The organism is Rhizobium sp. 11_C7_N12_5, assembly GCF_051811145.1.
In the GTDB taxonomy this organism is placed as follows: domain Bacteria; phylum Pseudomonadota; class Alphaproteobacteria; order Rhizobiales; family Rhizobiaceae; genus Rhizobium; species Rhizobium lusitanum.
The window spans coordinates 3,309,232-3,333,574 of the sequence record NZ_JBPWPY010000001.1 but is presented as its reverse complement, the minus strand read 5'-3'; the positions used below and the strand labels follow the sequence as shown (position 1 = coordinate 3,333,574).

25 protein-coding genes are annotated in these 24,343 nt (G+C 60.4%); 14 read left to right on the top strand and 11 right to left on the bottom strand.

Annotated elements, in window-relative coordinates; all coding sequences use genetic code 11:
* Nucleotides 1-40: 40 nt before the first annotated feature.
* On the top strand, nucleotides 41-862 hold the full coding sequence (gene aidB / locus AB8B29_RS16365) for an AidB family quorum-quenching N-acyl homoserine lactonase (protein ID WP_113118902.1): 822 nt from the start codon (nucleotides 41-43) through the stop codon (nucleotides 860-862).
* 30 nt (nucleotides 863-892) lie between these two features.
* Here the strand turns inward: aidB and AB8B29_RS16360 are convergent, their stop codons facing one another.
* The 4 genes from AB8B29_RS16360 to AB8B29_RS16345 form a co-directional block, all read right to left on the bottom strand.
* On the bottom strand, nucleotides 893-1,351 hold the full coding sequence (locus tag AB8B29_RS16360; RefSeq protein WP_113118903.1) for a GNAT family N-acetyltransferase: 459 nt from the start codon (nucleotides 1,349-1,351) through the stop codon (nucleotides 893-895).
* A 30-nt stretch (nucleotides 1,352-1,381) separates the two neighbouring features.
* On the bottom strand, nucleotides 1,382-2,143 hold the full coding sequence (locus tag AB8B29_RS16355; RefSeq protein WP_047637677.1) for an amino acid ABC transporter ATP-binding protein: 762 nt from the start codon (nucleotides 2,141-2,143) through the stop codon (nucleotides 1,382-1,384).
* Entirely contained in the window at nucleotides 2,140-2,820 is a 681-nt protein-coding gene (locus AB8B29_RS16350; protein ID WP_113118904.1) for an amino acid ABC transporter permease, read from the bottom strand. The genes AB8B29_RS16355 and AB8B29_RS16350 overlap by 4 nt, the downstream gene beginning before the upstream one ends.
* An 87-nt stretch (nucleotides 2,821-2,907) precedes the next feature.
* On the bottom strand, nucleotides 2,908-3,681 hold the full coding sequence (locus AB8B29_RS16345) for an amino acid ABC transporter substrate-binding protein (RefSeq protein ID WP_047554412.1): 774 nt from the start codon (nucleotides 3,679-3,681) through the stop codon (nucleotides 2,908-2,910).
* 477 nt (nucleotides 3,682-4,158) lie between these two features.
* Here AB8B29_RS16345 and AB8B29_RS16340 point away from each other — a divergent pair, with 477 nt between their 5' ends.
* From AB8B29_RS16340 to AB8B29_RS16325, 4 genes are all read left to right on the top strand, one after another.
* Nucleotides 4,159-5,175 carry an SGNH/GDSL hydrolase family protein gene (locus AB8B29_RS16340; protein WP_131511887.1) on the top strand — a complete coding sequence of 339 codons (1,017 nt, stop codon included), beginning with the start codon at nucleotides 4,159-4,161 and terminating at the stop codon, nucleotides 5,173-5,175.
* Nucleotides 5,168-6,241 (top strand): acyltransferase family protein, encoded by a 1,074-nt coding sequence (locus tag AB8B29_RS16335; RefSeq protein ID WP_037195825.1) that lies wholly within the window; start codon nucleotides 5,168-5,170, stop codon nucleotides 6,239-6,241. Before AB8B29_RS16340 ends, AB8B29_RS16335 begins: the two co-directional genes overlap by 8 nt.
* 322 nt (nucleotides 6,242-6,563) lie before the next feature.
* Nucleotides 6,564-7,055, top strand: a complete 492-nt coding sequence (locus AB8B29_RS16330; protein WP_037195828.1) for a MarR family winged helix-turn-helix transcriptional regulator — start codon at nucleotides 6,564-6,566, stop codon at nucleotides 7,053-7,055.
* Nucleotides 7,052-7,738: a GNAT family N-acetyltransferase gene (locus AB8B29_RS16325; RefSeq protein ID WP_047554294.1), complete on the top strand. Its 687-nt coding sequence runs from the start codon at nucleotides 7,052-7,054 to the stop codon at nucleotides 7,736-7,738. Before AB8B29_RS16330 ends, AB8B29_RS16325 begins: the two co-directional genes overlap by 4 nt.
* Before the next feature lie 28 nt (nucleotides 7,739-7,766).
* On the opposite strand, the gene AB8B29_RS16320 is transcribed toward AB8B29_RS16325, so the two are convergent.
* Nucleotides 7,767-8,639, bottom strand: a complete 873-nt coding sequence (locus tag AB8B29_RS16320) for a DMT family transporter (protein ID WP_037195833.1) — start codon at nucleotides 8,637-8,639, stop codon at nucleotides 7,767-7,769.
* Between the two features lie 267 nt (nucleotides 8,640-8,906).
* Here AB8B29_RS16320 and AB8B29_RS16315 point away from each other — a divergent pair, with 267 nt between their 5' ends.
* Both AB8B29_RS16315 and ispG read left to right on the top strand, forming a co-directional pair.
* A complete protein-coding gene (locus AB8B29_RS16315) occupies nucleotides 8,907-10,106 on the top strand; it encodes an MFS transporter (RefSeq protein ID WP_113118905.1) in 1,200 nt (399 codons plus the stop codon).
* Nucleotides 10,107-10,233: 127 nt separating this feature from the next.
* On the top strand, nucleotides 10,234-11,487 hold the full coding sequence (gene ispG / locus AB8B29_RS16310; RefSeq protein ID WP_047637680.1) for a flavodoxin-dependent (E)-4-hydroxy-3-methylbut-2-enyl-diphosphate synthase: 1,254 nt from the start codon (nucleotides 10,234-10,236) through the stop codon (nucleotides 11,485-11,487).
* A gap of 15 nt (nucleotides 11,488-11,502) precedes the next feature.
* Here ispG and AB8B29_RS16305 read toward each other — a convergent pair whose 3' ends face one another.
* Nucleotides 11,503-12,144, bottom strand: coding sequence for a LysE family translocator (locus tag AB8B29_RS16305; protein ID WP_113118906.1), 642 nt, complete (start codon nucleotides 12,142-12,144; stop codon nucleotides 11,503-11,505).
* A gap of 199 nt (nucleotides 12,145-12,343) precedes the next feature.
* On the bottom strand, nucleotides 12,344-13,258 hold the full coding sequence (locus AB8B29_RS16300; RefSeq protein WP_113118907.1) for a polyprenyl synthetase family protein: 915 nt from the start codon (nucleotides 13,256-13,258) through the stop codon (nucleotides 12,344-12,346).
* A gap of 179 nt (nucleotides 13,259-13,437) precedes the next feature.
* On the opposite strand from AB8B29_RS16300, the gene mtgA reads away from it, so the two are divergent.
* The 4 genes from mtgA to rpmF all read left to right on the top strand — a co-directional run bounded on the left by mtgA (nucleotide 13,438) and on the right by rpmF (nucleotide 16,028).
* The gene (mtgA, locus tag AB8B29_RS16295) at nucleotides 13,438-14,184 is read left to right on the top strand and encodes a monofunctional biosynthetic peptidoglycan transglycosylase (protein WP_047554408.1); all 747 of its coding nucleotides are present in this window, start codon (nucleotides 13,438-13,440) and stop codon (nucleotides 14,182-14,184) included.
* 94 nt (nucleotides 14,185-14,278) lie between these two features.
* Nucleotides 14,279-15,001 (top strand): DUF1868 domain-containing protein, encoded by a 723-nt coding sequence (locus AB8B29_RS16290; protein ID WP_113118915.1) that lies wholly within the window; start codon nucleotides 14,279-14,281, stop codon nucleotides 14,999-15,001.
* 16 nt (nucleotides 15,002-15,017) lie between these two features.
* The gene (locus tag AB8B29_RS16285) at nucleotides 15,018-15,665 is read left to right on the top strand and encodes a glutathione S-transferase family protein (RefSeq protein WP_047554289.1); all 648 of its coding nucleotides are present in this window, start codon (nucleotides 15,018-15,020) and stop codon (nucleotides 15,663-15,665) included.
* A gap of 177 nt (nucleotides 15,666-15,842) precedes the next feature.
* Entirely contained in the window at nucleotides 15,843-16,028 is a 186-nt protein-coding gene (gene rpmF / locus AB8B29_RS16280; RefSeq protein ID WP_006724402.1) for a 50S ribosomal protein L32, read from the top strand.
* 222 nt (nucleotides 16,029-16,250) lie between these two features.
* Here rpmF and phaR read toward each other — a convergent pair whose 3' ends face one another.
* Entirely contained in the window at nucleotides 16,251-16,823 is a 573-nt protein-coding gene (gene phaR / locus AB8B29_RS16275) for a polyhydroxyalkanoate synthesis repressor PhaR (protein ID WP_034509395.1), read from the bottom strand.
* 240 nt (nucleotides 16,824-17,063) lie between these two features.
* Here phaR and AB8B29_RS16270 point away from each other — a divergent pair, with 240 nt between their 5' ends.
* A complete protein-coding gene (locus AB8B29_RS16270; RefSeq protein WP_113118908.1) occupies nucleotides 17,064-18,245 on the top strand; it encodes an acetyl-CoA C-acetyltransferase in 1,182 nt (393 codons plus the stop codon).
* Nucleotides 18,246-18,368: 123 nt separating this feature from the next.
* A complete protein-coding gene (locus AB8B29_RS16265; protein WP_037195853.1) occupies nucleotides 18,369-19,094 on the top strand; it encodes a beta-ketoacyl-ACP reductase in 726 nt (241 codons plus the stop codon).
* Between the two features lie 44 nt (nucleotides 19,095-19,138).
* Here the strand turns inward: AB8B29_RS16265 and AB8B29_RS16260 are convergent, their stop codons facing one another.
* From AB8B29_RS16260 to AB8B29_RS16250, 3 genes are all read right to left on the bottom strand, one after another.
* On the bottom strand, nucleotides 19,139-19,312 hold the full coding sequence (locus AB8B29_RS16260) for a hypothetical protein (protein WP_174157027.1): 174 nt from the start codon (nucleotides 19,310-19,312) through the stop codon (nucleotides 19,139-19,141).
* Nucleotides 19,313-19,472: 160 nt separating this feature from the next.
* On the bottom strand, nucleotides 19,473-19,727 hold the full coding sequence (locus AB8B29_RS16255) for a YMGG-like glycine zipper-containing protein (RefSeq protein WP_037195857.1): 255 nt from the start codon (nucleotides 19,725-19,727) through the stop codon (nucleotides 19,473-19,475).
* A gap of 47 nt (nucleotides 19,728-19,774) precedes the next feature.
* Entirely contained in the window at nucleotides 19,775-19,930 is a 156-nt protein-coding gene (locus tag AB8B29_RS16250; protein ID WP_075853478.1) for a DUF3309 family protein, read from the bottom strand.
* Between the two features lie 1,271 nt (nucleotides 19,931-21,201).
* Between AB8B29_RS16250 and AB8B29_RS16245 the strand changes: the two genes are divergently transcribed.
* A complete protein-coding gene (locus AB8B29_RS16245) occupies nucleotides 21,202-24,342 on the top strand; it encodes a helicase-related protein (RefSeq protein WP_439006609.1) in 3,141 nt (1,046 codons plus the stop codon).
* Nucleotide 24,343 lies beyond the last annotated feature (1 nt).

The window sequence follows — 24,343 nt, the reverse complement described above, 5'->3', positions numbered from 1 at the left end:
CCCCTTTTTTTAGTCTGGATATCGAGGTGGAATCGTATCGATGACGAGCAAATTCCGGCGTTTCGGGCAATATGACGTCATCCTTCTGCACGACGGCGTTTTCGAACCGTCGATTGATGTGCTCATCCATGCCGATGGCAGTGTTGCAAGGCAGCGTGTCATCGAGGCTTGGGGCAAGCCGACGCTTCGAGTGGATGTAAACTGTTTCGCCCTGCGGGGTGCCGATGGCATCATTCTCGTGGACGCCGGTACGGGAACTTCGTGGGGACCCAATTACGGTCACGCGCGATCTGCATTGCGTGAGGCGGGAATCACGCCGGAACAGGTCCAGCACATATTGATCACCCATCTGCATGGCGATCATGCGCTCGGTCTGTTGGATGGAGACACCCCGTATTTCCCCCATGCCGATGTGTTCGTGCCGGACAGGGATCTCGCCTTTTTCACCGATCCGGCCGCTCGGGAGGCAACACCGGAGGCGCGGCGCGGCGGCTTCAAGGTGGCCGAACAGCTCCAGCGAGTCTATGGGTCGCGAGTCCGACGGATCGGGGAAGGCCCTGTATTGGCCGGCATAGAGGCGCGGCCTCTGCCGGGCCATACCCCCGGTCACACCGGTTATCTGGTTCGCGGCGAAGACAACCATCTCCTGATCTGGGGCGATGCCTTGCATCTGGGGGATCTTCAACCCGGTGATCCGAAGATCGGGCTGATCTTCGATCTCGATGCCGAGATGGCGTTGCGAACGCGTCAAGCCGTGCTGGAAGATGCCGCCCGCGAAGGCTGGATCATCGCCGGCGGCCATATCACCGGCTTCGGCCGCGTGCGGCGTGCCTCCGAAGGCTACCAGATCGCGCCGGTGTAAAACACCCGGCTCGTTGCGGCTTGCCGCACGCTATCCGACCGATTTGCGCATATGGACGATGAAGCCGCCCTTGAACGCCTCCTCACGGTCGATCGCATAGCCATTCTTCAGATAGAGCCGCACATTTTCGGCAAAAAGCTTGTTGGTATAGAGCCGGATTTCCCTGTGTCCCAGCGAGGCCGCGACATCCTCGGCGTGCGCCAGCAGCCTGCGGCCGATGCCCTGCCCCTGATGTGCCGGCGATACTGCGACATTCTCGATCAGCAGATGGTCGGCGCCGGGAACCATTTCGATCAGCGCGGCAGGCCTGCCTTCGATCTCCACGAGGTCGATGCGGTGCTTGCGAACGGCCTCCGCATAGTCCGCAACCATCGGCAGCGGCTCGCGACCGATGATGGGCACCCATTTGGCATAGGCTTCCCGCGTCAGCAGGCGAATGGTCTCGGCATCGTCAGCGGTCGCCGCGCGCAGAAAAAAGGGTTGCGTCACTCTCGTTGCCTCCGGCGAGCGGTCCGATCCTCAAATATCGTAGCTGTGACCGGCATTCAGCGTCGAGATGAACTGCTTGGTGCGCTCCTGCGACGGTGAGCCGAAGATGCTGCGGGAGGAACCTGTCTCGACGATGTTGCCCGCCTCGAGGAAAACCACATTGTTGGCGATCTTCGAGGCAAGCCGCAGATCATGTGTCGCCATGACCATGGTTGTGCCTTCGTTGGCGAGCTTGCCGAGGACATCGACCACTTCGGCTGCGAGTTCCGGATCGAGCGCCGAGGTCGGCTCGTCGCAGAGCAGCACGCGCGGCGAGGGCGCAAGCGCCCGGGCGATCGCGACGCGCTGCTGCTGCCCGCCCGACAGCGTCGAGGGCCACGCATCCATCTTGTGCGCCATGCCGACCTTGGTCAGCAGTTCGACGGCGCGGGCGCGGGCCTTGTCCGCCGGCCAGCGCAGCACGGTCGTCAGGCCCTCCATGACGTTCTGGATCGCTGTCTGGTGCGGAAAGAGCTGAAAATTCTGGAAGACCATGCCGGTCTGGCGGCGGATTTTCTGGATCTCCTGCCAAGCGGGCCTCTTGCCCGGCAGGAAGGTGGCCGTTTCCCCGCCGATGCGGATGGTGCCGGCAGTCGGAATTTCCAGAAGGTTGATGCAGCGCAGAAGCGTGCTCTTGCCGCCGCCAGAGGGGCCGACCAGGGCCGTCACGGTGCCTTCCGGGATCAGCAGGCTGATATCTTTCAGGATGACATTGTCGCCGAAGCGTTTTTCGATATGCGACAGCTCGATCATGTCTGCGCCTCCAGCGTGCCGCCGGAGCGGGCGAAACGGCGTTCGAGATAGCCCTGCAGCGTCGAGAGGAACGTGCTGAGCACGAGATAGATGATGGCGGCCTCGATATAGAGGATCAACGGCTCATAGGTCGTCGCCACGATGCGCTGCGCGGCCTGGAACAGTTCCGGCACGGTGATCGCGGCGGCAAGCGAGGTATCCTTGACGAGCGAGATGAAGGTGTTCGACAGTGGCGGCACGGCGACGCGGGCGGCCTGCGGCAGGATGGTGCGGCTCATCGCCTGGCGCCAGTTCATGCCGATGGAATAGGCCGCTTCCCACTGGCCCTTGGGCACCGAGGAGATGACGGCGCGGATGATCTCGGACGAATAGGCGCCGACGTTCAGCGTGAAGCCGATGATGGCGGCCGGGAAGGCATCGAGCAGGATGCCGAGGCTTGGCAGGCCGTAGAAGATGACAAAGAGCTGCACCAGAAGCGGCGTGCCGCGGATCACCCAGACGTAGAAGCGCGCGACGGCGACCAACGGCCGCGGGCCGAACAGCCTGACAACGGCGGTGACGAGCCCGAGCAGCAGGCCGAGAACGAAGGTGATGAGGGTGAGCGGGATAGTAAAGACGAGCCCTGCCCAAAGCAGCGAGCCCAAAGAGTCCCACATCAGTTGCAACCAGTGCTCCAAGGAGAAGCGCCTTTCGATAAGAGAATGCGTCCGGAGATGACCCCGGACGCATCTTTTTCACAAATTGGTGTTTCTGCCTATTCCCACTTACTTCGAAACGTCCTGTCCGAAGTACTTCTGCGAGATCTTGGTATAGGTGCCGTCGGCCTTGATATCGGCCAGTGCCTTGTTGATGGCAGCCTGCAGCTCCGGCTCGCCCTTGCGGATGATGGCGGCGGAATAATCGGCATTGGCCTGCTGGGCGACGATCTTCACCGGCGCGTCGGGCTTGTGCTTCTTGAAATCGAGGAAGGAGAGGCTGTCATTGATCGTCGCGTCGGCGCGGCCTGTCAGCACGAGCTGGATCGACTGGTCGAAGCCGTCGGTGCCGACCAGTTCGGCGCCGGACTGCTGGGCGAGCTTGCCGAAATTGCTGGTCAGCGACTGCGCTGATTTCTTGCCCTTGAGGTCGGCGAAATCCTTGATGTCCTTATTGCCTTCCTTGACGATCAGCACGGCTTTCGAGGCAATGTAGGGATCGGAGAAATCATATTTCTGCTTGCGGGCATCGGTGATGCCAACTTCGTTGATGACCGTGTCGTAGCGGTTGGCGTCGAGACCGGCGATCAGGCCGTCCCACTTGCCTTCCAGGAACTGCGCCTTGACGCCGAGCTTGCCGGCGATGGCTTCGGCGATCTCGACATCGAAGCCGGTGAGCTTGCCGCTCTCGTCGTGATAGGTGAAGGGCGCATAGGTGCCTTCCGTGCCGACCTTCAGCACGCCGGCGGTCTGGATCGCCTTGAGGTTGTCGCCGGCATGGGCGGGCAGGAGAAACGCAGCCTGCACGAGGGCGGCGGCAGCAACAGTCTTCAACCAGTTCATAATTTTCTTCCGTTTCTTGAGAGCGGTTTCAATCAATGTCGCATACATCGCAGAAAAATTGCATCACGGAAGCGTAGAAAACTGCGAAACGATTGGGCAATTGCGAATATTTTTCTCAAAGAACAGCCGATCTAGCCGTCAGGAGAGCCGAGGCTTCCGTCTCCGTCGATAATTGCTGACTGATGTGGCAGTGCAGCATGGTGACAATTCTGAATGTTGCCCTACTTCTCCCGGTGTTGCTCCATTTCTCTCAATGTTGCCCGTTGCGTCATGTGATTGTTGTTTGGTGCGGCATCGTTCACGCAGGGCGTGCGCCATGAATGTCTCCTGGCGGCTTGCCGGGAGACGCCGGCGGCAATCGAAATGCGTTTCTACTACGAAGTGAAGTGCAGGAATTGATCTGACACAGCCCGAAGAGGTGACGAATTGCCCATCATTGCGTGCTGGCGGCCTTGGCCGGTTACTAGGCTTGTTGTCGTGGCTGCGTCTTTCCTTCTGGGTTTGTCTACTTTCATGCCGGCCTTTGCGGCGGAAACGACTGAGCGGCCATCGAAATGGATCGGCCGCGTTGCTGCTGATGACGCAGCTTTTGGCTGGCCTGGCAGCGGTTTCGCGCTTCGTTTCGAAGGCAGATCGCTCTCCGTCACGCTCGTTGATACCGGAAAAAACAGTCTGGTGATCGAAGTGGATGGCGTTCCCCAGCGCCTCGATCTGCAGGCGGGGAAGCACCAATACCAGCTTGCCGACGGGTTGCAGCAAGGCGTCCATGATGTTCGCGCGACGCGCCGCACCGAGGGATGGATTGGCGATACCATATTCGTTTCGGCGGAAACGGACGGTTCATTTCTCCCACCGTCAGCCCCGAGGGATGAACTGGTGGCCATAGGGGACTCCATCACCGCCGGCTATGGCGTCGAGGGCGTCGGCCCCGGATGCAAATTCAGCCCCGAGACGGAAAATCAATACCTGACATATACCGCCGTAGCAGCGCGTAGTCTGGGAATGGAACTGACGACGCTCGCGGTTTCGGGAATCGGTCTTTCGCATGCCGGCAAAGGCACGAAAACCATGGCTGACGTGATGGATAACGTGACGCCGTTGAGACATGGCGCACCCAGCGCTCCCAATGAACGCGTTTCCGCGGTGGTTATCAATTTGGGAACGAACGACTTCTCGGGCAACAAGAATCCCAGCGATTTTGTCGATGAATACGTCAAGCTCGTCGCCAGGCTGAGGCATCAATTTCCGAAGGCGTATCTATACGCCGCACTCGGTCCGATGATGTCCCAGAAGGATTTCGACGTGGCGGAGAAAGCAATTGAACTCGCCGTCCAGACGAGCGCCGCGAAAGGCGAAAATCGTCTGCGCTATCTGAACTTGCGGGTCAAACCGACAGATTTCGGATGCGATTGGCATCCAAGCCGCAGCACCAATGCGGCAATGGCAACAGTGTTGGAACAGGCAATCAAAGCGGATCGGGGCCTTCATGATTAACGAACGCGTACTGTCAATTCGGCAATCAAACTCGAAGCATTTTGAATCTCTCCAGGTACTTCGGTTCGCGGCGGCTTTCGCGGTCGTTCTCTTCCATTTCGGAAGCGGTCTCACGATACAATATCATCTCGATCGCAACTATCTTGGCATGGGCGCAGCCGGCGTCGACGTTTTCTTCGTTCTGAGTGGATTTATCATCAGCTACTCCTCCGATCCGGCACGTGGGGTTGCTTATTTCGCACGCAAGCGACTTTCCAGAATCGTTCCGCTCTACTGGCTGCTGACGTTCGCGATTATCTTGATTGCGCTTGTGAAGCCCAACCTGCTCAACTCGACGATCGTGAGCGTGGAGACTGTGGTTAAATCTCTTCTTTTCATCCCTTATGAGAAAAGCGGAGGCGCGATACAGCCGATCCTGTTTCTGGGTTGGACGCTCTGTTACGAGATGTTTTTCTACATGATTTTCGGTGCCTGCCTGCTGTTTGGCGCCAAGGCGACATGGTATGCCTGCGCAATCGTCCTATCCCTGGTGGCACTGGGTGCGATCTGGCCGCACGGGTCTGTCGAATGGCGTTTCTACACAAGTCCGATATTGATCGAGTTCGCTCTCGGCATGATGCTTCACAAAGCATACTCCGCGTCCAGCGCCTTCAGGAGTGGATCGAATACCGTCGCGGTTGCTCTGGTTATTTTAGCGTGCGGAGCCCATTTCCTCATCACGACACTCGCCGGCCCCAATATTTTCGCCTCGAGCCTGTTGGCTGTCCTTCTGGTCTCGGGCTTCCTGCTCATGCGGCTGCCTGCCGGAAAAATATTGGCTACCCTGGTTCTCCTAGGCGACGCTTCCTACTCGCTTTACCTCATACACCCCTACACATTGCAGCTTCCGATCAAATTGCTGGGCGACCACTTTTCCATATCCTTTGTGACGGGAATATTGGTCCTGGTTACGCTTTGCACGATTGGGATCTCTGTGATGCTTCTGAAGTTTTTTGAGCGACCGATGCAGGCTTTTCTGATGAGGCGTTCGAAACCTATCGGGCAGCCTGTCGTTCAGGCGGAATAAAATCCCGGCTATCTGGCGGCGGTTGAAGGGATCTCTTGCGAGGCGCTCCCTGGCTTGCGCCTGGCGGGTGCCGGCAATAGCGGATTTGGCCCGCGGCGGATATTGATCTCGAACCGGCTTCGCAGCTGCGGAGTATCACAGAATTCCTCTGGAGTGAGCTCGTCGTCGCGTTCGTTGAGCCCTGCGGCTGCGACTTCGCCTGGACAAGTCCTTGCCCGGCTTCCCACATGAAACTGCTCGCCATCCCAACCCGAAGAGGCGCTTGATATCAATTCCATAACAGTTTATATAACAAGTTATGTAAATTGTTATGGAGGACACCTTGGCTGAGGATATCGTGAAATCGCTGGGTTTCCTTTGCCTGGGCAGCCGCTTTCGCCGTATCGGCGAACGCCTTCAGGCGGATACGCAGCAGATCATGGTGGAGTTCGGCGTCTCCCTCCAGTCGGCCCAATATCCCTTCCTCGCGGCGATCGACCGCGCCGGCCCGATGACGATAGGCGAACTTGCCCAGGCCGTCGGCATCACCCAGCCGGGTGCCACGCGCACCATCTCGCAGCTTCTGGAGCTGGGTTACGTCGACATGCAGGCCTCGGCCGAGGATCAGCGCCGAAGGCTGGTTTCGCTGACGCCAAAGGGCCGGGAACTCGTCGATTATTCGAAACGATCGGTCTGGCCGCGCATCGAACAGGCGGTGACCGAGCTTTGCGGCGATCTCTCCGGACCGATCCTGCAACAGCTCGCCGCGATCGAGGACGGGCTTGCCGAAGCGCCGCTTGCCCGTCGAGGTGTCGATAAGGAGCAGAAATCATGAGTCATATTCTCGACCGGCCGGCCTGGAATGCGCTGCGAACCGCCCATGCGACATTGGCCGAAGGCAGTGAACGCGCCCGCCGCTATCCGCCCTCGATCGTGCCCTTCGCGGCCGCTGCCGATGATACGGCGGAAAGCCTTGAGGCATTGGAGAACCTGCCTGCCGCCGACGAGGTCATGGCGCTCGTCGAAGCCTGCCCAATCACGATCCCGCAGGGCTTGACGGTCCTCTCCGAAAGCAGGCTCGTGCAGATGATCGCCGAACGGCCCCATGAGCGCATCTCAGACAGCCGGATCGCGCCGCTGACGGAAGGCGATGCAGCGGAGATGCTCGCTTTGGCCACATTGACCAAGCCCGGTCCCTTCACGTTGCGCGCCCAGAGCCTCGGCACCTTTTGGGGTGTCAAGATCGATGGCCGGCTCGTTGCCATGGCCGGTCAGCGCATGCGCCAGCCCGGTTTTGCCGAGCTCAGCGGCCTTTGCACCCATCCCGATTTTCAGGGGCGGGGCCTCGGCACCCTGCTCTTCCGCTTCGTTGCCGGCGAGATCTCGGCGAGGGACGAGACCGTCTACCTGCATGCCTTTGCGGCGAATACTCCGGCCATCTCGCTCTACAAGGCGCTTGGTTTCCGCTTGCGCACCGAAATGAATCTCAGCGTGGTTACGCGCCGGCAGGCGGCGTAATCATCCCTTCGGCCAGCCTGGATCCGCCTCAGGCCGCCGCGGCGCGCCGCTTCATCCGTTCGCTGATAATGATGATGAACCCGGCGCTGAGGATCAGGATGGCGCCGATGAAGGTGTTGGCGCCGGGGATGTCTCCCCATATCAGGTAGCCGAGCAGGAAGGCCCAGACGAGAGACGTATATTCGAAGGGTGCAAGCACGGAGACGGGCGCCTGCCGCATGCCTTCGAAGAGGGCCAGCTGGCCTGCGCCGGCGATGACGCCGGTCAGCGCAAGCAGGACGATCTGGAACGGCGTCGGCGTGTGCCAGTGCGCAATCGCCATGCCGGCGGTGAGGATGATGAACATGATGTTGGAGACGGCCATCTGGATATGGCTCTTCTCATGCAGCGCCGTCTTGCGCAGCAGCACCATGCCGCTTGCCCAGAGGATGGCGGCCTGGAGGGCCAGATAGACCGGCCAGGAGATCGACAGTCCCACGGGATTGGAGGCGATTACCACGCCGCAGAAGCCGACGCCCACCGCCATCCAGCGGGCGAAGGTGACCTTTTCGCGCAGCACGATGGTGGCGAGAATGGTGCCGACGATCGGTGCGGCATAGTAAAGCGTCGTCACCTCCGCGAGCTGCAGGTAGGAGGCCGCCGAATAATAGGAAATCCAGGCAATCAGGATGATGATGCTGCGCACGATCATCGGCTTGATGATCGGCGAGCGCGCCACCTTGCGGACCAGCGACGGGCCTTCGAAGACGAAGCAGCCGGCAAGGATGGTGCAGCTTCGAATGAACAGGACCTGCCAGACCGGAATGGAGGCGACGAGCAGCTTCACAGCCGAATCATGGGCAGTGAACAGCATGTAGGCAAACACCGTAAGCAGGATGCCATAGCTGATGGGGTTTTTCACGGAAGCACCAAAGGGATGGCCGACAAAAAATGGTCGACTCGGGCCGACTGAAGAATCTTTCAGGCCTCAACCGATAGGAGCCTACTTTTTCGCCGTCAATAGGACATTTTGCCAATGCCGTGCACATATGAATGATTTATTCGAGGTTGTGGCGTCTTTGCCTCCGCTTTAACAGAGGGAGACGAAATGTGACCGTGTCGGCCGTTTTCAATCGTTGCGATTTCAATCGATTTAAATAGAGTGCGGCACCGATCCGGAGGATTTTTTATGGACAATATGACGAGATCGGAGGGTCTTGAGGCGCGAAGGAGCGGGTTTTTCACAAAATCGCGCGCGGCCGTCTCCCTGCTGTTCTTGATGAATGGCTTCATGGTCGGCTGTTGGGCACCGAAAATTCCGGAGTTCGCCGAGCGGCTGCAACTGTCTAAATTCGAACTCGGCCTGATGATCCTGGTCTTCGGCGTCGGCTCGCTTGTCATGATGCCGCTGGCCGGCGCGCAGATCGCCGTTCGCGGTTCGAGGGTCGTCGTCAGGGCGTTCGGGGTGCTGCTGGTACCGATGCTCCTGGCTCTGACGTTGGCACCAAATGTTTGGACGGCGGCCGTTGCGCTGTTCTTCTTCGGCGGCTTCATCGGCGCCATGGACGTGGCGATGAACGCCAATGCCGTATCGGTCGAGCAATCCATGCGCCGGGCGATCATGTCGTCCTGCCATGCCTTCTGGAGCCTGGGCGGTCTGCTGGGCTCGGCGATCGGCGGCTTCCTGATTTCGCATTGGGGCGTTCTCGGCCATGCTGAGGTTTCGACCGTGCTGGCAATCTTCTTCCTGGTCGTCGCCTGGCCAATGGTGCTCGGCGATCAGCCGCATCCGGACGAGGCCAAGCCGAAGGCGCGGCTGCCGATGATCCCGCTGCCGTGGCTGCTCGGCATCGTCGCGCTGTTCTGCATGGTGCCGGAGGGTGCCGTGCTCGATTGGAGCGCGCTCTATCTCGGCCAGGAAAAGGGAGCATCGGTCATCTTGTCGGGCTTCGGCTTCGCCGCTTTTTCCGCCACCATGGCAACGATGCGCTTCGCCGGCGATTTCGTGCGTGATCGGCTCGGTGCGGTGAGGACGCTGCGCGTCTGCACGATCTCTGCCATCGTCGGCATGCTGACGGCGGCGCTGGCGCCGAATGCGGAGATCGCCATTCTCGGCTTCGCGCTTTGCGGCATCGGCATTTCGAACATGGTGCCGATCGCCTTCTCCGCGGCGGGCAATATTCCGGGCCTGCAGCCCGGCATCGCAATCTCCGTCGTTACCACGCTCGGCTATTCCGGCATGCTGGTTGCGCCTTCGGCCATCGGCTTTGCCGCCGAACACATCGGATTCTCGCCGGTGCTGATGGCGCTGCCGGTGCTGCTGCTCGTCGTGCTGGCGCTGTCGTCGCTGGCGCGCTACGCTGACGGTATCGGTGACAGCAAGCATTAATTTTGTCGCTTTTGCTCGCTATCGGCCTGATCCTGTCCGATCAAAAGAGATACCCGGAGCGGTTGACAACGACCGCTCCGTGATCCACCTGAAAGGCACCAGTTTCAAAGGCCTGCGAGAGCTATCCATGTCGTCTGCCAGTGATTTCGACCCGAAACCGCGCCGTTCCTCCGTTGCCGTCGATGTCGGCGGTGTGATCGTCGGTGGCGGTGCGCCCGTGGTCGTACAATCCATGACCAATACCGATACCGCCGACGTCGATTCGACCGTGGCGCAGGTGGCGGCCCTGTTCAAGGCCGGCTCGGAGCTCGTGCGCATCACCGTCGACCGCGACGAAAGTGCGGCCGCCGTGCCGAAGATCCGCGAGCGGCTGCTGCGGCTCGGCATGGACGTGCCGCTGATCGGCGATTTCCATTATATCGGCCACAAGCTGCTCGCCGATCATCCGGCCTGCGCCGAGGCGCTGGCGAAATATCGCATCAATCCCGGCAATGTCGGCTTCAAGGACAAGAAGGACAAGCAGTTCGCCGAGATCATCGAGATGGCGATCCGCTACGACAAGCCGGTGCGCATCGGCGTCAACTGGGGTTCGCTCGATCAGGATCTCTTGACCGCGCTGATGGACAAGAACGCCGCCGAGGGTTCGCCGTTGTCGGCCCGCCAGGTGACGCGCGAGACGATCGTGCAGTCGGCGCTGATCTCTGCCGATCTCGCCGAGGAAATCGGCCTGCCGCGCAACCGCATCATCCTGTCGGCCAAGGTCAGCCAGGTGCAGGATCTGATCGCCGTCTATTCCATGCTGTCGGAGCATTCCGACCATGCGCTGCATCTCGGCCTCACCGAGGCCGGCATGGGCAGCAAGGGCATCGTCGCCTCGTCGGCCGCCATGGGCTATGTGCTGCAGCACGGCATCGGCGATACGATCCGCGTGTCGCTGACACCGGAGCCGAATGGCGACCGTACCCGCGAGGTGCAGGTGGCGCAGGAGCTGCTGCAGGTCATGGGTTTCCGCCAGTTCATACCCGTCGTCGCGGCTTGTCCCGGCTGCGGCCGAACGACCTCGACCGTCTTCCAGGAACTGGCGCAGAACATCCAGAACGACATTCGCAAGAACATGCCGGTCTGGCGCGAGAAATATCCGGGCGTCGAGGCGCTGAACGTCGCCGTCATGGGCTGTATCGTCAACGGTCCCGGCGAAAGCAAGCACGCCGACATCGGTATTTCCCTGCCAGGCACCGGCGAAACGCCGGCAGCCCCGGTCTTCATCGACGGCCAGAAGGCCATGACGCTGCGCGGCCCGAACATCGCTTCGGACTTCGAAGCGCTGGTTGCCGACTATATCGAGAAGCGGTTCGGCCAGAAGAGCGTCGCGGCGGAGTGATCCGCCGCCCTCACGCTAGATATTGCTCGTCAGCAGCTTGATGCCGGCGAAGCAATAGAAGCCGGCCATGGCGCCTTCGATCCAGCGGCGCGCGTTCCTGTAGATCTTCAGCGCATGCGGCGTCGAGAACAGCATCGCATAGCCCATGAACGCCACGAAACCTGTGGCGCCACAGACGATGATGATCAGCACCGCCACGGAGGCGGGAGCGCCCTGCGGCATGCCGAGCGCGATGATGGCGAGCCAGGCGAAGATCGCTTTCGGATTGGTGACGTGGATGCCGTAGCCGCGCAGGACCAGCGACTTGAAGGTCGGTGCCTTTGTTTCCATGGTGGCGGTTGGCACGTCGCCGCTTACCCGCACGGCGCGAAATGCCTTGTAGGCAAGATAGAGCAGATAGATGCCGCCGAAGATCTTCAGCACCTCCAGCGCCATCGCGTAGGTCTGGAGCAGGGTGGCGAGGCCGGCAGCAGCGGCGATCGCCCAGGTCAGCGAGCCACCGAAGATGCCGAGCGAGAGGGTCATGCCCGCCTTGCGGCCGTGCGTCATCGATGTGCCGATGATGGCCATGATCGCCGGGCCGGGACTGACGACGGCGATGATATAGGCGATATAGGCCGGCAGGATCTGCGGCAGATAGGCAAGCGTCTCGCGCATGGAGAAAATTCCCGGGGGGCCTTGGCTGGCGCGGACAATTCCGCGTCTGCGGGCCAATTCGGTAGGGGAATTTGTCATAAAGCGCAGCGAAAATCACCCTCCGCTGCGGAGATTCTTGTCATGGTGACATTGGGCTGTTTCGAAAGGCCCCTGCAACGGGGTGCTCTGGTGCAAGGCAGGCCGCTGCGTCCGAGAGAGTTCAGTTCCTGCGGTTCGCCACGAACCGCGCTGTTTCGACAAGCACATGCGCCTTGTCGCCGTAACCGGACAGCAGATCGGCCGCTTCGGTGACCAGCCTTGCGAGCGTCGTCTCGGCCCATTCCTGGCCGTGCAGGCCCACCAGCGTGCCCTTGCCGCGGGCGGCATCCTTGCCCGTTGCCTTGCCCATGGTGGCGGCATCGGCTGTCAGGTCGAGCAGGTCGTCGGCAAGTTGGAAGGCGAGGCCGATCTTTTCGCCGAAGGTCCGCAGTCGCCTTCGGTCTTCCACGCCGGCGCCGGCGATGATCGCGCCTGCCTCGCAAGCGCAGCGGATCAGCGCACCTGTCTTCATCGCCTGCAGCGTCGTGATGCCGTTTTCGTCCGGCGTCTCTTTTTCCGCCGCGAGGTCGAGTGCCTGGCCGCCGGCCATGCCGCCGATGCCGGATGCTCGCGCGAGCGCAAGCACGAGCGCCATTTTCCGATCGGCCGGCAACTCCGTTTCGGGTGCGGCTATGATATCGAAGGCGTAGGTCAGCAGGCTGTCGCCCGCCAGGATCGCTGTCGCGTAGTCGAAGGCGATATGCACGGTCGGCTGGCCGCGACGCAGGTCGTCGTCGTCCATGGCAGGCAGGTCGTCGTGGACAAGCGAATAGCAATGTACGCATTCGAGGGCTGCGCCGACCCTCAGGGCGGCATCCGCATTGCCGTCGAGAAGCGCTGATGACTCCATGACGAGAAAGGGTCTCAGCCGCTTGCCGCCATTCAGCACGCCATGGCGCATCGCGCTCAGAAGCCGGACGGGACGAACGATCTCGTCGCTGAGGCTGGCATCGCCGAGAAGCCGGCTCAACGTCGCCTCGATCTTGCCGGCATTGTCCCTGAGGCGCTGTTCGAATGAGGAATGGGTGCTGTCCATGGCCGCTGTTTGGCATGAGAGGCGATGGCTGGCAACGAGAATTGTCAACAGCCGGTTGGGGAATTGCGTCGCACTCTGGTCATCGCTTTGTGTAGACGGTATGACGATTGCAGCATTCTGAGCGTTTCCCGGATGCGTGAAGAGTGTTCCGGGATGGAGCGATTGTGGACGTCAGGCAATTGGACATATCGACGGACAATGAGGAGGAAGCCGATATGCCGCAACGGTCCTCGTTGTTTGCGCGCTTCAAGGACCGTCCGCTTTGGCAACGCATCGTCCTCATCCTGATCGGCTTGTTGCTGCTGCCCTATCTCTTCATCCTCCTCTACGTATTGCCGTTCGTACACCCGGTCTCGACCCTGATGCTGCGCGATGTGGTCACGTTTCAGGGATATGATCGCCGCTGGGTTCCGCTCGACCAGATAGCGCCGGTGCTGGTGAAATCGGTCCTGGTTTCCGAGGACGGGCAGTTCTGCTTCCATGGCGGGGTCGATTGGGGCGAGATGCGGATGCTGGTCCAGGAGACGCTCCAGGGCAAATCCACGCGCGGCGGCAGCACCATCCCGATGCAGACGGTGAAGAACCTGTTTCTCTGGAACAGCCGTTCCTTCGTGCGCAAGACGCTGGAGCTGCCGCTTGCGGTTTCGGCCTCCTTCGTCTGGCCGAAGCGCCGGATGATGGAAATCTATCTGAATGTCGCCGAGTGGGGCCCCGGCATATACGGCATCGAGGCGGCGGCGCGGTATCATTTCAAGGTGCCCGCTTCCAAGCTCACTGCGCGCCAGGCCGCTCTTCTTGCGGTCTCGCTCCCCAATCCGATCGATCGGGTGGCGAGCAAGCCGGGGCGCGGCCTCAGCCAGCTCGCCTCACTGATCCAGCGGCGTGCGAGGAATGCCGACGAATACATCAAATGCCTTTATGATTGAGATCAGAACTTGTCGTTCGATCGGCTTGTTGTCATCTGCCATTCTTGGCTATGACCTAAGGGCGGATGATCTGCCAACGACGATCGGACATGCCATGGACTTCTCCGCCTTTTCCCCCGAGCTGCTGCAATATGCCAAGAGCCTGCATCCTGAGCCGCCGCGCCATCTCGGTACGCGCTACGATCTTTCCGGGGTCTTCCAGTACGAGCCTGGCAATACGATCGTCTGCCATGTGCCTGAGGGCTCGCAAACACAGCGTGCCATGGTAGTGGCAAGGCAGAAGTACCTGGAGATGCCGGAAGCCCGGCAATTTACCTTCACGCCGGTTTCCAGCCTTCATATGACGCTGTTCCAGGGCGTCATCGAATATCGACGCACGCAGCCTCATTGGCCTGCAGATCTTGCGCTCGATACGCCGATCGACGAGATGACCGAGATCATGCGTGAGCGGCTAAAGGCCTTCTCCATGCGCGATCCGTTCAAGGTGGCGGTGATAAAGGCGCGACCGAGCGGCCTCTTGGTCGATGGCGCAACTGAAGCGGACCGCAAGACGATGCGGGAATGGCGCAATGCGCTGGCCGATCTCCTCGGTTATCGCCATCCCGATCACGACACCTATGCCTTTCACATTACCTTCACCTATGTCATCGAGCGGCTGGCCGATGAGGCGCTGCCGCGCTGGCAGGCGATGCTGGACGAGGTAGCGGCCGAGCTTCGTGCCGAGGTGCCCGTTCTTGAGCTGCGGCCACCGGCCTTCTGCTCGTTCGATGATATGAACCATTTCGAGGAACTTCGCGTCTTGGAATTCCGGAGCTAACAAGGGAGCAGGGATCATGGACAAGCTGATCCTTTATATCGGCAACAAGAACTATTCCTCCTGGTCGTTTCGGCCATGGATCGCGCTGGAGGGTTGCGGCATCGCCTTCGAAGAGGTTCTGATCCCCTTCGATTTTCCGGCCGGCAATCCCGACATTCGCGAGGTTTCGCCGACGGGCAAAGTACCGATGCTGGTGCATGGCGGCTTCAAAGTCTGGGAATCGCTTGCCATCATCGAATATGTGGCCGAGCTTTTCCCCGATGCCGGCCTGCTGCCCAGGGATCGGCAGGCGCGAGCGCTGGCACGGTCCTACAGCATGGAGATGCTGTCGGGTTTCAGTGCTCTGCGTAATGCATGCCCGATGAACATGCGCCGTCCGGTGAGCCGCCCCGACCGGCTGGAAGGGGTCATGGAGGATGTGGCACGCATCGAGACAATCTGGCGCGAGGCGCGGTCCCGCTCCGGCGGTCCTTTCCTGTTCGGAGCGTTTTCTGGGGCAGACGCGATGTTTGCGCCCGTCATCAGCCGCCTCGAGCGATACGATATCGCTACCAATGCCGACACAAAGGACTATATGGCTATCATGAAAGGCTTGCCTGCCTGGAAGAAGTGGGAAGAGGCGGCGCTGCAGGAAACATGGACCGTGCCGGAAGACGAGGATTGAACCTCGATCGGTTCCGATATGCTGAATCAGCTGCTGCGGGCAAAAAATGCTGGAAGGGACTGGTCAAAGCCCGATAAGTCATGTACAAGCCCGGCCAAATTCCGAAATTGATGCATGTCTATTTCGGCCGCCTGGCTGGCCGTAGATATGTTTCGTCCGCAAATTGGAGTACCGAAAATGGCTGTACCGAAGAGAAAAACAAGCCCGTCCAAGCGCGGTATGCGCCGTTCGGCTGACGCACTGAAGGCTTCGACCTATGTTGAAGACAAGAACTCCGGCGAACTGCGCCGTCCGCACCATATCGATCTGAAGACCGGTATGTATCGCGGTCGCCAGGTCCTGACGCCGAAGGAAAGCGCATAATTTCAGCGCTGCCTTGATGGCATGAATTAAAAAGGCTGGCGGTTCGCCGGCCTTTTTCCGTTTTGATCTGGTTGTATGGGTGGAAGAAAAGCGGCCTGTTAGGGGGCCGCGCCGCTGGGTATGCACTCTCCGTAAATTCAAGGTCGGCGCTCATCCCGCATCCGCCCTCTGGAGCGTTGAAGGATAGCGGGCACCTTCTCCCCGAGGGGAGAAGGGTAGATTTCACAAGCTATCCAGCTTGCTCTGCATGGCGCGGAGCTGTTCCTTCAGCTCGTCGATATCCTTGGCCTCGGCCTTGCGGCTTTCCTTCGCCGGGGGCTTCATGAAGGGCGAGAACATCTGCATGGCCTGCTGGAACATCTCGGTGTTGCGGCGAACCTGTTCCTCGACCATCTGGATCGGCAGTTGCAGGTTCTTGCCGAGAGGCGTTTCGCCGAAGGCCCGGTTGATCTGCTCGCGCATCTGCACCTGTTGCTCTGTGAACGAACGCATGGAATGCTCGAGAAAACTCGGTACGACCATTTGCATCTGATCGCCGTAAAAACCGATCAACTGGCGAAGGAAAGAAATCGGCAGCAGCGTGTTGCCGGTCTTCGATTCCTGTTCGAAAATGATCTGCGTCAGGACCGAATGCGTAATATCCTCACCGCTTTTTGCATCCTGGACGGTAAACTCCTCGCCCTTTTTTACCATCTCCGCAAGGTCGTCCAGCGTCACGTAAGTGCTGGTTCCGGTGTTGTATAGGCGGCGATTGGCATATTTCTTGATTACGATCTGGCCCTCATTTTTTGCCATTATCAGTCTCCTGGCCCCGTCTGATTGTATGGAATACTCCTCCACCCCTAAGTGTAGACGCAAAAGAAGCTTGGTGACAATCGCTTTGTGCGATGCGGCAAGACCTTTCCTTTGATTGCATTTTTTGAAGGCAGTGACAGCTTCGCGAAATGTGCGCGATGAAAATTCTTGCTGTTTGACTCAGGCGCAAAGCTTTGACAGTTTCGCCTCATATACTGTCCATTCTGTGAGGAGGCATCCATGAGCAGTTCATCCATCGTCGTCGCCAGCGCGGCGCGTACCGCCGTCGGCTCTTTCAACGGCGCTTTTGCGGCCGTTCCCGCGCACGAGCTTGGCGCCACCGCCATCAAGGGCGCATTGGAACGCGCCGGCGTCGACGCCAAGGAAGTCGACGAAGTGATCCTTGGCCAGGTGCTGCAGGCCGGCGAAGGACAGAACCCCGCCCGCCAGGCTGCGATGAAGGCCGGCATCCCGCAGGAAGCGACCGCCTGGAGCGTCAACCAGCTTTGCGGTTCCGGCCTGCGTGCAGTCGCGCTCGGCCTCCAGCAGATCGCGACCGGCGACGCGAAGATCATCGTTGCCGGCGGGCAGGAATCCATGTCGATGGCTCCGCATGCCGCGCATCTTCGCGCCGGTACCAAGATGGGCGACATGAAAATGGTCGACACGATGATCAAGGATGGCCTGATGGATGCCTTCCACGGCTATCACATGGGTATCACGGCGGAGAATATCGCGCGCCAATGGCAGCTTTCGCGCGAGGATCAGGATCAGTTTGCCGTGTCTTCGCAGAACAAGGCAGAGGCAGCGCAGAAGGCCGGGCGGTTCAAGGACGAGATCGTTCCCTTCACGATCCAGTCGCGCAAGGGCGACGTCACTGTCGATACCGACGAATATATCCGCCATGGCGCGACGCTGGATGGCATGGTCAAGCTCAGGCCCGCCTTCGACAAGGAGGGCACGGTGACGGCCGGCAACGCTTCCGGCCTCAATGACGGTGCGGCCGCAGCCGTGCTGATGACCGAGGGCGAAGCCTCGCGCCGCGGCATCCAGCCGCTCGCGCGCATCGTTTCCTGGGCAACGGCCGGCGTCGATCCGCAGATCATGGGCACGGGACCTATCCCGGCGTCCCGCAAAGCGTTGGAAAAAGCGGGCTGGTCGGTCAACGACCTCGACCTTGTCGAGGCCAACGAGGCTTTCGCCGCTCAGGCATGCGCCGTCAACAAGGACCTCGGCTGGGATACGTCGATCGTCAACGTCAATGGCGGCGCCATCGCCATCGGCCATCCGATCGGCGCTTCCGGCGCGCGCATCCTCAACACGCTGCTGTTCGAAATGAAGCGCCGCGGCGCCCGCAAGGGTCTCGCCACGCTGTGCATCGGCGGCGGCATGGGTGTTGCCATGTGCTTCGAGGCATTTTGAAGCATCTCGAGCGCGGGGGCGCTCGAGATCCCGAGCAAGGTTTTCCAGAAGAGGCGGCGAAGGCGGAGCAGGCGACCTGATGAGCGGTCGTCTCGTCTCCGCAGCAACAAAGGGGAGTGGCACATGAGCAGAGTGGCATTGGTAACGGGGGGTACGCGAGGAATCGGAGCGGCCATTTCAATGGCGCTGCGCAATGCGGGCTACAAGGTGGCGGCAACCTATGCCGGCAATGAGGAAAAAGCGCGGGCCTTCCACGAAGTGACAGGCATTGCCGTCTACAAGTGGGATGTGACCGACTACGAGGCCTGCGGCAAAGGCATCGCCAAGGTCGAGCACGATCTCGGCCATGTCGAGGTTCTGGTCAACAATGCCGGCATTACCCGGGACGCCATGTTCCACAAGATGACGCCACAGCAATGGCAGGAGGTTATCAATACAAACCTCACCGGCCTGTTCAACATGACGCATCATGTCTGGCAGGGCATGCGCGACCGCAGCTTCGGCCGCGTCATCAACATATCGTCGATCAACGGTCAGAAGGGGCAGATGGGCCAGGCAAATTATTCCGCCGCCAAGGCCGGCGACCTCGGCTTCACCAAGGCGCTCGCGCAGGAGGGGGCTGCCAAAAACATCACCGTGAATGCCATTTGCCCGGGCTATATCGGCACGGAAATGGTGCTTGCTGTGCCGGAAAAGGTTTTGAACGAGCGCATCATTCCGCAGATCCCCGTGGGACGTCTGGGCCAGCCCGAGGAAATCGCCCGCGTCGTTGTCTTCCTTGCCAGCGACGATGCCGGTTTCATCACGGGATCGACGATATCAGCCAATGGCGGGCAGTTCTTCGCTTGAAGCCGATCTTCGTTATCGGTGGGATTGCCGGGCGAGCCCGGCAATCATCCTCGGCCTGAATTGGCCGATTGCTGCCGTCGCGGCTTGAATTCCAGGACGACGGCTTCCAATGCCATCCGCCGCTTTTCCTTGTCACGCGCCCTTGTCGCGTAGACGAGCGCGTAAAAACTGGTGCCAATGAGCGCGAACGCTGCAATGCTTGCGATGATTGCGGCCATGATGCCGTTCCTTTCTCAAAACACTGCTCCCTTCCCGCGATCGGTTCTCGCGGGAAGAGGATTGTCCTACAGGAGTTGCTCTCCCCGGGGGGGCGGCGCAAAGAGCCTGACGATCATGATCGACCGTCAAGGGCAACCGGCCATGAGGCGTCAGCCTGCCTTAGCGGCAACGAGCCTCGTAACGGTGACCATAGCGGTCGCGGTAGATGCAATAGCCGCTACGTTCATGCGACCGTCCGATAAGGTTGCCGACGACACCACCGGCGACAGCGCCGACCGCGGCGCCACCCCAGCTATGCGTGGCCACGCCACCGATCAGGGCGCCTGTACCGGCGCCGATGGCTGTGCCTTTCTCCGTGGCGGTGCACGACGCTAGTGCGCCGACGAGCGCGATCGCGACGATGATCTTCTTCATGGTGTTAGCTCCCTAGTGTTTCGAGGTTTTCAACAATGGTCTGAGGATCAGATCCGACCCATCAATAGCAGAATAAGAACGATAACGAGAACAAGTCCGAGGCCGCCTGATGGACCATATCCCCAAGCCCGGCTGTAACCCCAGCTCGGAAGTGCGCCGATCAGTAGCAGAATCAGTATGACGAGCAGTACCGTACCAAGCATGATGCGTCCTCCATGTGCGTCGCTCGAACATTTCGCCGGCACGGGCTTGTCGCCCGGCCAACAGCATATTCCATGCGACCCCGCTGGTTCGTTTGTGGGGAACTAGCGGAGTTCCTTGCGTTGCTGCCGTAGAAACTTTCTTCCGGGAAAATTGTTCCGGCTAAGAAATAAAAATACGCGAGTGCAATGGGCTCGGTGTCCGGCAAAGGGTTAACGCGATCATGTGATGTGATGGCGAACCGGCCAGGCAGGACTTATGCCTATGGTTAAAATTTTCTAAAAATACAATGTGTTGCGGTGAACGAAACGGGAAGGCGATCATGTCTGTGATTCGTCTGCGATTCGTTCTGCATATGGCCTTGGTTAACGTTGGGTCGGCGGGGAAGGCGCTTGCGCTCGAGGCTCGAGCGGGAAGGAGCCTGGGCGGTTCGCCGGAAAGTGGTGTGTCGCAGGTCCGATTGGTTAATGGGGACGAGTTTGCGCGTTGGCCGGCGCCCGCGTGCCGTTCTTCATCTCGCGATGCATTTCTGTCCAGCTACTAGATATGGCCGTGAACAAACGAAATACGCGGACGAATCAGCGATTCGTGTCCGATTCGTTCCGGCTTTGGTCGAAGCGTTAACGGATACAATTACAGGGTGTATTTATTGATTCATTATATCTGGGCTCGCTGAAAGATTAACCGCAATCCAAGATTCGGGCCGAATCGCGGTCTCAACCATTCAGAGTCCTGCGTGCTTTCGACGAAAAGCCGCTATATATTGTAGAGAACAAAGACAGAAACTGCCGGAATCAGCGATTCGTCGCTGATTCGTTCCGGCTTTGGCCCGATTGTTAATGCGACGGCGGGCACATCGGGAAATCCGGTATGTTTACAAATGATTAACCGTAAATCCGTGTGAAATTTCGCCTCCCGCGAATTCATTGCTTGACTCCCCTTTCCGCGAAAAAGGCCATGAAAGTGCGATTCAGTATCTGGTGGGATTCTGTGAATCGAAATCCATATATAGTAGTGAACGAATGAAGAACGCCGCCGAGTCAGCGATTCGTCGCCGATTCGTTCCCAAGCTGTTCCCCAGTCGGGGGGACTCGCATGGGATGCAGGGATAATGTAGCTTTTGGTTGAGACTGCCGTTTATGAAATCAGCTGTTGCGGCCGCTGTTTTTTGATTCAGGTCTTGCCTTTGTCACATATGGTCGTCATTTGTTCTTCTCTTCAAGGAGGAGCTCGCTGATCGGAAGACGGTAGTTTCTCGCCCATGCACGGACCCATGACTCAAATCTCGCACCCCATGATCCTGAGCGGACGCGGCGTGACCGCAGTGCTCGGACCTACCAATACCGGCAAGACCCATTATGCCATCGAGCGCATGGTGGCGCATGGCAGTGGCGTGATCGGCCTGCCGCTGCGGCTGCTCGCGCGTGAGGTCTATACGCGCGTCGTTGAGAAGGTCGGGGCCCAGCATGTTGCGCTGGTGACGGGTGAGGAAAAGATATCGCCGCCCAATGCGCGCTTTTCGGTCTGTACCGTCGAGGCCATGCCGCGCGAGACGCGTGCTTCCTTCGTCGCCATCGATGAAGTGCAGCTGGCCGGAGATCTGGAACGCGGCCATATCTTTACGGATCGCATCCTGCATTTGCGCGGCCGGGACGAGACGCTGCTGCTCGGCGCCGGCACGATGCGGCCGATTCTCGAGCAGCTTCTGCCCGGGATTACCGTCATCGAGCGGCCGAGGCTGTCGCATCTCTTCTATGCCGGGCAGAAGAAGATCACGCGCCTGCCGCAACGCACGGCGATCGTCGCCTTTTCCGCCGACGAGGTTTATGCCATCGCGGAGCTTATTCGCCGCCAGCGCGGCGGAGCCGCCGTCGTGCTCGGCGCGCTGAGCCCCCGCACCCGCAATGCGCAGGTGGCGCTCTACCAGGAAGGCGATGTCGAATATCTGGTCGCCACCGACGCCATCGGCATGGGCCTCAATCTCGACGTCGATCATGTCGCCTTTGCCCAGGACCGCAAGTTCGACGGCTATCAGTTCCGCAATCTCAATCCCGCCGAGCTCGGCCAGGTCGCAGGCCGCGCCGGGCGCCATCTGAAGGACGGCACTTTCGGCGTGACGGGTCAGGTCGATCCCTTCGACGATGAGCTGGTGCGCCGGATGGAGGGGCACGAATTCGACACGGTGAAGGTGCTGCAATGGCGCAGCAAGGATTTCGACTTCGCCTCGATCGCCGCGCTGCGCGCCAGTCTCGAAGACGCCCCGCGCGTGCAGGGCTTGACGCGGGCGCTGCCTGCGGTAGACCAGCAGGCGTTGGAATATCTGTCACGCGATCTGGAGATTGCCGATCTTGCCAGCAGCCCGGCGCGGGTCGAAAAATTATGGGAGGCCTGTGCGCTTCCCGACTATCGGCGTATCACGCCCGCCCAGCATGCCGATCTTATCGCTACCCTCTTTTCCGATCTCGTGCGCTATGGCACGGTGAAAGAGGACTTCCTGGCCGAGCAGGTGCATCGAGCCGATCGGACAGATGGCGAGATCGACACGCTTTCGGCGCGAATCGCGCAGATAAGGACTTGGACCTATGTGTCGAACCGGCCCGGTTGGCTTGCCGATCCGACACACTGGCAAGAAAAGACGCGGGAAATCGAAGATCGATTGTCCGATGCGTTACATGAACGGTTGACGAAACGCTTTGTTGATCGCAGGACATCTGTGCTCATGAAGCGCCTGAGAGAGAATGCGATGCTGGAAGCTGAAATCAGTGTGAATGGGGATGTCTTCGTCGAGGGGCATCATGTGGGGCAGTTGACCGGATTCCGGTTCACGCCAATCTCCGGAACGGAGGGGCCGGACGCCAAGGCTGTCCAGTCGGCTTCGCTGAAGGCGCTTGCGCTGGAGTTCGAGGCGCGTGCCGCTCGCATGCACGCGGCCGGCAACAGCGATCTTGCGATCAGTGCCGATGGTCTCGTGCGCTGGCTCGGCGATCCAGTGGCGCGCCTATCGGGCAGCGATCATATCATGCGGCCGCGTGTCCTCCTGCTCGCCGACGAGCAGTTGACCGGCAATGCGCGCGATCATGTCGCCGCCCGCATCGAGCGCTTCGTGAACCATCACATCAGCACGATCCTGAAGCCGCTCGACGATCTCCAGCGCGCTGAGGATCTGCAGGGCCTCGCCAAGGGGCTCGCCTTCCAGCTGGTGGAAAATCTGGGCGTGCTCTTCCGCCGCGATGTCACCGAAGAGGTGAAGTCGCTGGATCAGGACGCGCGCGCCTCCATGCGCCGTTACGGCGTTCGCTTCGGCGCCTATCATATTTTCGTGCCTGCGCTGTTGAAGCCGGCTCCGGCCGAGCTCATCAGCCTGCTCTGGGCATTGAAGAACGATGGCCTGGACAAGCCGGGCTATGGCGATCTCATTCCGGTGCTGGCCGCCGGCCGCACCTCTGTTGTCACCGATCCGAGCTACGAGCGCATGTTCTACAAGCTCGCCGGCTTCCGCTTCCTTGGCAAGCGCGCGGTGCGCATCGACATTCTCGAGCGGTTGGCGGATATCATCCGCCCGCTGCTGCAGTGGAAGCCCGGCCAGGCTTCGCGACCTGAAGGCGCCTATGACGGCCGCCGCTTCACGACGACGACGGCGATGCTCTCGATCCTCGGCGCGACGCTCGAGGATATGGAAGAGATCCTCAAGGGTCTCGGCTATCGTGCCGATCCCGTGAAGGCGGAGGAGGCGACAGCCTTCCTCGCACAGCAGGATGCAGTGGCGGCTCCGGCCGCGCAGGCGACGGAAGCTGCTGCCGAAAAGGCAGACCACGACGATGCCGACGCTGCCAGCGACGAGCCCGCCAAGGAGGCCGAATCAACCGCCGAGGAACCAGTTCCGGCTGCGGATGCATCGACTGAGCCGGCGGTTGCGGCTACCGAAGCCACCGAAACCGAGGCCGTTGCAGCGGAGCCGGTGGAGCCGAAGCCGGTTCTGCTTTGGCGTCTTGGCGGCCGCAGCGATCAACAGCAGCGTCAAGGCGGGCGTGGTCACGGTGATCGCCGTGGCCAACAGGGCGAGGGCCGCGCTCAGAACGGCAACCGCCGCGCTGGCGAGCAGCAGCCGAGCGGCGAAGGCAATCGCGAAGGCCGTGACAAGCGCGACGGTCGCGAAGTCCGTGGTGCCGACAAAGGCCCGCGCGGCAATAATCGCGATGGTGGCCGTCCGCCGCATCAAGGGGGCCGCCCCGAGCGCAACGACCGCCAAGAACGCGGCGATCGCAATGACCGCAACAATCGGAACGACCGGAACAATCGCGGCGCGTCGCAGCCTTTGCGCTTCGAAGCCAAGCCGCCGCGCAAGGAAAAGCCGATCGATCCGGATTCTCCTTTCGCAAAGCTCGCTGCGCTTAAGGAGCAGATGAAGAAATAGG